Consider the following 7,260-nt stretch of genomic DNA (forward strand, 5'->3'; position numbering starts at 1 on the left):
ATGATTTTAGTGATTGATAATTACGATTCATTTACTTACAATTTGGTTCAATATTTGGGGGAAATCGGAGAGGAAACGAAAGTGTACCGCAACGATCAGATTACCATTTCTGAAATCGAGGCGCTGAGACCGGACCATATCTTGATTTCACCGGGACCGTGCACACCGAATGAAGCGGGAATTAGCCTGCAGGTCATTGAGCATTTTAAAGGGAAGGTTCCGATTTTAGGCGTTTGTCTGGGTCACCAAGCGATTGGACAAGTGTTTGGTGGAGAGGTTGTCCGAGCGGAGAACTTGATGCATGGCAAAACCTCGCAGATTTATCATGACGGCAAGACCCTCTTTAAAGGGATGGAATCTCCTTATACGGCTACTCGATATCATTCTCTGATTGTGAAGAGAGAAACATTGCCGGATTGTCTAGAAATCAGTGCTGAGACCGAAGCAGGAGAAATTATGGGTCTGCGGCACAAGGAGTATCCGATCGAGGGAGTACAATTTCATCCGGAATCGATCATCACGCAGCATGGACATCAGCTGCTTCGGAATTTCGTTGGGAAGCCTGAGAAGGTTGGCTCCTAACATGTGGATTGCATTAGATGGAAAATTGGTACGTCAGGAGGAAGCCGTGGTATCCGTATACGATCACGGCTTTCTTTATGGAATGGGCTGCTTTGAGACATTTCGAACATACGGCGGGAAAGCCTTTTTGCTGAAGGAACATTTGGGTCGGTTGACGAAGGGGCTTCAAGATTTGGATATTATTTGGTCAATGGATCAAGAATTCCTGCAAGCGCAGGTCAGCATGCTGCTAAAGACGAACGAGTTGGAGGACGGCTATTTCCGTTTGTCCGTCAGTGCGGGTAAAGGCGAGATCGGGCTACCTGCGGAGCCGTATACGGAACCCGTCACCCTGCTCTATGTTAAACCTCTTCCACAGGCAGCAGATGCATTATATATTCAGGGCAAAGCATTAGCAGTACTAGAAACACGGCGTTTTCAGCCGGAAACCGCCGTTCGCCACAAATCTTTTCATTATATGAGCAGTATATTGGGCAAGCAGGAACTGACCCGGAAGCCTTGGGCAGCAGGTGCTGAGGGGCTTTTTCTTACGCCTGAAGGGTATTTGGCTGAAGGAATGACTAGTAATTTGTTCTTTATTCAAGAAGGGGCCTTACATACACCTGCTATAGATACAGGCATTTTGCCCGGCATTACAAGGGATTATGTGATGAACGTTTTGCAAGAGGAATGCTCGGTGGTTGTGAAGGAAGGATTCTATACGTGGGAAGAGCTTATTCAAGCGGAAGAAATTTTCATCACGAATTCGATTCAGGAGCTTGTTCCTATCACTCGAATCTTCGATGTGAACGGATTGGTCCACGAAGTAGGCGATGGTACGGCAGGATATCATACAACTTGCTGGTTAAACCTATATAGAAATAAAGCGAGGGGTTCGTAATGGAGAGCAATGAAGTTGCGCCGAATCAAGCGACTACGATTCGCTGCGGAAGGAAAGAGCTAAGACTTGGAGAGAGAACGCTCATTATGGGCATTCTGAATGTGACGCCGGATTCCTTCTCGGATGGAGGGAAGTACGTCCGTGTGGAACAGGCAGTCGAACAAGCACAGCGGATGGTAGAGGAAGGTGCGGATATCATTGATATCGGAGGAGAGTCGACGAGACCCGGTTTTCAGCAGGTCTCTGCCGAAGAGGAGCTTAGGCGCGTCATCCCAGTGATCGAGGCGATTTCTTCGAAATTAGACGTTCCGATATCCGTCGATACATATAAAGCGGAAACAGCGAAGCAATCTCTTGAAGCGGGGGCTCATATCATTAACGATATTTGGGGCTTTAAAAGAGACCCCCACATGGCAGAAGTTGCTGCAGCATATGGGTGCCCTGTGATTTTGATGCATAATCGAGAAACCGAAGACTATGTGGATTTTTTACAGGATGTGAAGTCGGATTTGGCGGAGAGCATCAAGATTGCAAAACGAGCGGGAGTGAAGGACGAACAAATCATACTTGATCCCGGCATCGGCTTTGCTAAAAGCCATGAGCAGAACCTGCATCTCATGAATCATTTGTATGCTCTAGGAGAGATGGGCTATCCTGTGCTTTTGGCAACATCACGCAAAAGGATGATCCGTAACGTACTGGAGCTTCCTGTCGATGATGTCGTGGAAGGGACGCTCGCTACGACCGTAATTGGAATTATGCAGGGCTGCTCCATTATTCGTGTCCACGATGTGAAAGCAAATAGACGCGCTGCGGATATGACAGATGCCATCCAGAGGAGAAAGAAGGTGCCTTTTCATGGATAAAATCGTATTGTCGCAGATGCGCTTTTACGGGTACCATGGTGTATTTCCAGAAGAAACAAAGCTTGGGCAGCGGTTTATGGTGGATGTGAAATTGTTTCTCGATTTAACATCGGCCGGTAGAACGGACAGGCTGGAGGAAACAGTCAATTATGCTTCGGTTACGGAGACGATCCGGGGGATTGTCGAAGGAAAACCATTCAAGCTGATTGAAGCCTTGGCGGAGAGGATTGCCGCAGCTGTACTTGGAGAGTATGAAATCATACAAGCCATTACAGTGCGAGTTCTTAAGCCCGATCCTCCATTCGATATCCATTTTCAAGGCGTGTCCGTAGAAATTCATAGAAAGCGGGAAGAATCATGATAGAACCGCAGAGCAGGCTCCACCAAGCATGGATTGGATTGGGTTCTAATATCGGAGACCGTCAAGACTATCTCTTGTCCGCGCTGAAATTGCTTCATCAGCGGCAAGGTGTTCAAGTGGTGTGCACCTCCAGTATTTATGAGACAGCGCCTGTCGGTTATTTGGATCAGTCCGCCTTCTTGAATATGGCTGCGCAATTAACTACAAATTTGGATCCTGAGCATCTTTTGCGAACGATGCTTGAAGTGGAACGAGAGCTCGGTAGGACCAGAGAAATACGCTGGGGGCCGAGAACCATTGATTTAGATCTCATAATGTATGATAATATGCAGGTGGAATATGAAAGCGAGCATCTGATCCTGCCCCATCCGAGAATGCTGGAGAGGGCATTTGTCCTTTTACCGCTTGCAGAATGCTTGAAGCAGGCCGGCCATCCTGACATGCGGCAGATTGAGCAGCATTTGGATCATCTCGACATGACAGAAGGGATTGAGAAATGGAAGACATTCAGCTGGCCAGACGAATTAGGGCATACAGAAAGCTGAAAGGGTATACCCAAACGGAATTGGCTGAGAAGATCGGAGTATCAACAAGTGTTTTAGGTGCTGTGGAGCGGGGCAATCGCAGAGCTGAAATGGCGATGGTCGAGAAGCTTTGTGAAGTGCTTTGTATCGATAAATCCGAATTGTTGTCGAATAGATGAGATCATGGACTATGAAATATCTAAAAAAGGAGGGAGAGCAATGCTGAAAATTGCGGATATAGAAATGAAGAATAATGTCGTGCTTGCACCGATGGCTGGTGTTTGCAATCCGGCTTTTCGTTTGATCGCCAAAGAATTTGGGTGCGGACTCGTCTGTGCAGAAATGGTCAGTGATAAAGCGATTCTTCATCGGAACGAACGGACACTGCAAATGCTGTATGTCGACGAGCGAGAAAAACCGCTAAGTTTGCAGATTTTTGGCGGTGACCGTGAGTCTTTGGTGGAAGCGGCAAAAGTAGTCGATCGCCAGACTAACGCCGACATCATTGATATCAATATGGGATGCCCTGTTCCGAAAATCACCAAATGTGATGCCGGAGCCAAGTGGCTTCTTGATCCCAATAAAATCTATGACATGGTTGCTGCTGTAGTTGATGCAGTGAGTAAGCCAGTCACGGTAAAGATGAGAATGGGCTGGGACGAGCATCACATTTATGCGATAGAAAATGCTAGGGCAGTTGAGCGCGCAGGCGGCAGTGGAGTAGCTGTACATGGCCGAACTCGTGAACAAATGTATACCGGTAAAGCGAATTGGGAAATCCTCAAAGAAGTGAAGGAAGCGGTCAGTATTCCGGTCATAGGCAACGGAGACGTAGCTAGTCCAGAGGATGCAAAGCGTATGCTGGAGGAAACGAGTGTGGACGGTGTCATGATTGGCCGCGCCGCGTTGGGAAATCCGTGGATGCTGTATCGTACAGTCGAATATTTGACGAGCGGCGAACTGCTTCCGGATCCGGATGCTAGAGAAAAGATCAGAATCGCGATTCTGCACATGGACCGTTTGATTGCACTGAGAAATGAAGAGGTCGCTGTGAGAGAAATGCGTAAGCATATGGCCTGGTATTTGAAAGGGCTGCCCGGCGCCTCAAAAATTAAAGATCAAATTATGGGGGCCGTCGCTCGGGAAGAGATGGTATCGACCTTGGAAAAATTTGTAGACGAATATGAAGAGCAGATGATGGAAATATCGGCTGCCGTCCCTATGTGAGAAGAGCTGCGTGCGCAGCTTTTTCTGCTATACATCCGAAATTGGCTGTCATTGACATTTAAGATGGCTTGAAATATAATCAACCAATAGAAATGGGCGATACCTAAGCGTTTTCAAGTCATCAGTTAAGCTGTATTGAAATATGATAAGGGTAATAAAGCATATTAGTCATGATTATGGACTATTGTTATGGGATGTATCGGTGCGGCCGATACTAAATTTTTTCAGACGGGAGTTAATGTAAGGATGGCTGAAAAAGAAGTAATTTTGACCCAGGACGGTTTGAAAAAACTGGAGGAAGAGCTGGAAACTTTAAAATCCGTAAAACGCCGTGAAGTAGCTGAGCGGATTAAGATCGCAATTGGATACGGAGATATTAGCGAAAACTCGGAGTATGAGGATGCCAAGAATGAGCAGGCCTTCATTGAAGGGCGCATCATTACGCTCGAGAAAATGCTTCGTAACGCAAGGATCATTAATAATGATGAAGTGGATACCAATACGGTGAGCGTCGGAGCCAAGGTGGTTCTCAGAGATCTTGAATTTGGAGATGACGTGGAGTACACCATCGTAGGTACAGCGGAATCGGATCCTTCTCAAAATAAAATTTCCAACGAAAGTCCTGTCGGCAAAGCAATTCTAGGCAAACAAAAAGGATCTATTGTAGATGTGAACGTTCCTACAGGGGATCCGATCCAATATAAGATTGTAGACATTAAAAAGTAATGATTGCCGGTGAATGGAAAGCTTCCTATGGAAGCTTTTTTTTCCACCTGCACGGGCACTTACATGGAGGAGAGCAGCTTGTTTCAGCGTCGCATGCCCTAATAATGTAACCGCTCAGGAAATCCCCGTCAAAGTGCGTTTTCGCATCGTACATGCGGAACATGTATTTTGAAGGGGTTATTTTCATTAAAACGAAGTTCCGCCTGTGGACTTAAGAATCGGATTTCTATAAGATACTAATTAAAAGCTGTACGAAGCAAAGAAGCAAAGCCTAAAGGAGCTGACGACCATTGAGCCAGGAATTAGAATTAAACGAACTGCTGTCGATCCGCAGAAATAAGCTGACGCAATTGAAGGATTTAGGTATTGATCCTTTCGGCCAAAAATTTGAACGGGTGAACTATGCCAAGGACGTTTTAGACAATTATGACGGTATGACCAAAGAAGAATTGGAAGAAGCACAGCCTGAGGTAAGCTTGGCTGGGCGGATCATGCAAAAAAGATCGATGGGCAAGGCGGGCTTCGCCCATATCCAAGATATTACAGGTAAGATCCAAATTTATGTACGCAAGGACACGGTAGGCGATGTGAAATTTGAAGCCTATGATTTATTAGATATCGGCGATTTGATCGGCATCAAGGGTACGGTATTTAAGACAAAAACAGGGGAAACTTCGATCAAAGTCATTGAGATCGAGATTTTGACGAAATCGCTCTATCCTCTGCCGGATAAGTTTCATGGATTGAAGGACGTGGAGCTTCGATACCGTCAACGGTACGTGGATTTGATTATGAATCCGGAAGTGCAGCAAACGTTTATATTGCGCTCCCGTATTATCCGTTCGATGAGAAGATATCTGGATGAGAAAGGCTTTCTGGAGGTTGAGACGCCTACGATGCATGCCATTGCAGGTGGAGCTTCCGCACGTCCATTCATTACCCATCACAATGCGCTGGACATGCAGCTGTATATGCGAATTGCGATCGAACTGCATTTGAAGCGGCTCATTGTCGGCGGTCTGGAAAAAGTATATGAGATCGGTCGTGTTTTCCGCAACGAAGGGGTTTCGACCCGCCACAATCCAGAATTTACGATGATTGAACTGTACGAAGCCTACGCTGATTATTTGGATATTATGCAGCTTACGGAAGAGCTGATTCGTCATATTGCCCAAGACGTGTTGGGTACGACGACAGTGAAGTATCAGGATTATGATGTTGACTTGGGCTCTCCATGGAAGCGGGTCAGCATGGTGGACGCCGTTCGGGAAACTACAGGTGTAGACTTTTCTCGTCATATGACGGATGAAGAAGCGCACCAGCTCGCCAAAGAACATGGGGTTAAAGTAGAACCGACGATGGCCTTCGGTCATATTTTGAATGAGTTTTTTGAACAAAAAGTAGAAGAAACGCTGATTCAACCTACGTTTGTATACGGTCATCCCGTTGAAATTTCACCGCTCGCCAAAAAGAACGAAGAGGACCCGCGTTTTACAGATCGCTTTGAGCTGTTCATTGTCGCTAGAGAGCATGCGAATGCATTCACAGAATTGAATGATCCTATCGATCAACGGGAACGTTTCGAAGCGCAATTGAAGGAACGGGAACAAGGTAATGATGAAGCTCATATGATGGATGAAGATTTCATTCGTGCCCTGGAATACGGTATGCCGCCTACTGGGGGATTAGGAATTGGAATCGATCGTTTAGTGATGCTGCTTACCAATTCGGCATCGATCCGAGATGTGCTGCTATTCCCGCTGATGCGTGAACGTTCAGGAGAAGTGTAATTGATCTTATAAGATAAAGAAGTCCGAGAACGTTGGTTCCGGGCTTCTTTTTTTGAGCTGCTAGCTCAGGAGAAGTTATTGATTTTGTGGAATGTAAAATGAATACGAAAAAAAGTCTTGCTATTTTTCTTATTATTTGATAAATTATATCTCGCCGCTTCAAACGGCTTGTCCGATTGGAGCAGTGTGAAAGCATGAAATCAAGCATGATGTTTCTGAGTCATTTCGGTATAGATTGAATTGGAAAAAATAAGTGCTTGCAAAGAAATGCTGAGATGTGATATATTATGAAAGTCGCCTCAAG

At 45.9% G+C, this 7,260-nt stretch carries 9 protein-coding genes; all 9 read left to right on the forward strand.

What is annotated here, in order from left to right; all coding sequences use genetic code 11:
- Positions 1-582 (forward strand): aminodeoxychorismate/anthranilate synthase component II, encoded by a 582-nt coding sequence (gene pabA / locus ACFPXP_RS11885; RefSeq protein ID WP_379894435.1) that lies wholly within the window; start codon positions 1-3, stop codon positions 580-582.
- 1 nt (position 583) lies between these two features.
- The gene (gene pabC, locus ACFPXP_RS11890; RefSeq protein ID WP_379894436.1) at positions 584-1,462 is read left to right on the forward strand and encodes an aminodeoxychorismate lyase; all 879 of its coding nucleotides are present in this window, start codon (positions 584-586) and stop codon (positions 1,460-1,462) included.
- Positions 1,462-2,328: a dihydropteroate synthase gene (gene folP / locus ACFPXP_RS11895; protein ID WP_379894438.1), complete on the forward strand. Its 867-nt coding sequence runs from the start codon at positions 1,462-1,464 to the stop codon at positions 2,326-2,328. The genes pabC and folP overlap by 1 nt, the downstream gene beginning before the upstream one ends.
- Positions 2,321-2,689 (forward strand): dihydroneopterin aldolase, encoded by a 369-nt coding sequence (gene folB, locus ACFPXP_RS11900; protein ID WP_379894440.1) that lies wholly within the window; start codon positions 2,321-2,323, stop codon positions 2,687-2,689. The genes folP and folB overlap by 8 nt, the downstream gene beginning before the upstream one ends.
- Complete coding sequence (folK, locus tag ACFPXP_RS11905; protein WP_379894441.1) at positions 2,686-3,234, forward strand: 2-amino-4-hydroxy-6-hydroxymethyldihydropteridine diphosphokinase; 549 nt, start codon at positions 2,686-2,688, stop codon at positions 3,232-3,234. The genes folB and folK overlap by 4 nt, the downstream gene beginning before the upstream one ends.
- The gene (locus ACFPXP_RS11910) at positions 3,186-3,392 is read left to right on the forward strand and encodes a helix-turn-helix domain-containing protein (RefSeq protein ID WP_379894442.1); all 207 of its coding nucleotides are present in this window, start codon (positions 3,186-3,188) and stop codon (positions 3,390-3,392) included. The genes folK and ACFPXP_RS11910 overlap by 49 nt, the downstream gene beginning before the upstream one ends.
- A 40-nt stretch (positions 3,393-3,432) precedes the next feature.
- Positions 3,433-4,440, forward strand: coding sequence for a tRNA dihydrouridine synthase DusB (dusB, locus tag ACFPXP_RS11915; protein ID WP_379894443.1), 1,008 nt, complete (start codon positions 3,433-3,435; stop codon positions 4,438-4,440).
- A 246-nt stretch (positions 4,441-4,686) separates the two neighbouring features.
- Positions 4,687-5,166, forward strand: a complete 480-nt coding sequence (gene greA, locus ACFPXP_RS11920) for a transcription elongation factor GreA (RefSeq protein ID WP_379894444.1) — start codon at positions 4,687-4,689, stop codon at positions 5,164-5,166.
- 290 nt (positions 5,167-5,456) lie between these two features.
- Positions 5,457-6,956 (forward strand): lysine--tRNA ligase, encoded by a 1,500-nt coding sequence (lysS, locus tag ACFPXP_RS11925; RefSeq protein ID WP_379894445.1) that lies wholly within the window; start codon positions 5,457-5,459, stop codon positions 6,954-6,956.
- The last annotated feature ends 304 nt before the right edge of the window (positions 6,957-7,260 follow it).

This window comes from Marinicrinis lubricantis (assembly GCF_042658665.1).
Lineage (GTDB): Bacteria > Bacillota > Bacilli > Paenibacillales > KCTC-33676 > Marinicrinis > Marinicrinis lubricantis.

What these genes read in the sequence shown, in the direction of transcription:
- pabC (WP_379894436.1), top strand. Translation starts at nt 584, where the DNA reads ATGTGGATTGCATTAGATGGAAAATTGGTACGTCAGGAGGAAGCCGTG.
- greA (WP_379894444.1), top strand. Translation starts at nt 4,687, where the DNA reads ATGGCTGAAAAAGAAGTAATTTTGACCCAGGACGGTTTGAAAAAACTG.
- folP (WP_379894438.1), top strand. Translation starts at nt 1,462, where the DNA reads ATGGAGAGCAATGAAGTTGCGCCGAATCAAGCGACTACGATTCGCTGC.
- ACFPXP_RS11910 (WP_379894442.1), top strand. Translation starts at nt 3,186, where the DNA reads ATGGAAGACATTCAGCTGGCCAGACGAATTAGGGCATACAGAAAGCTG.
- folB (WP_379894440.1), top strand. Translation starts at nt 2,321, where the DNA reads ATGGATAAAATCGTATTGTCGCAGATGCGCTTTTACGGGTACCATGGT.
- folK (WP_379894441.1), top strand. Translation starts at nt 2,686, where the DNA reads ATGATAGAACCGCAGAGCAGGCTCCACCAAGCATGGATTGGATTGGGT.
- pabA (WP_379894435.1), top strand. Translation starts at nt 1, where the DNA reads ATGATTTTAGTGATTGATAATTACGATTCATTTACTTACAATTTGGTT.
- dusB (WP_379894443.1), top strand. Translation starts at nt 3,433, where the DNA reads ATGCTGAAAATTGCGGATATAGAAATGAAGAATAATGTCGTGCTTGCA.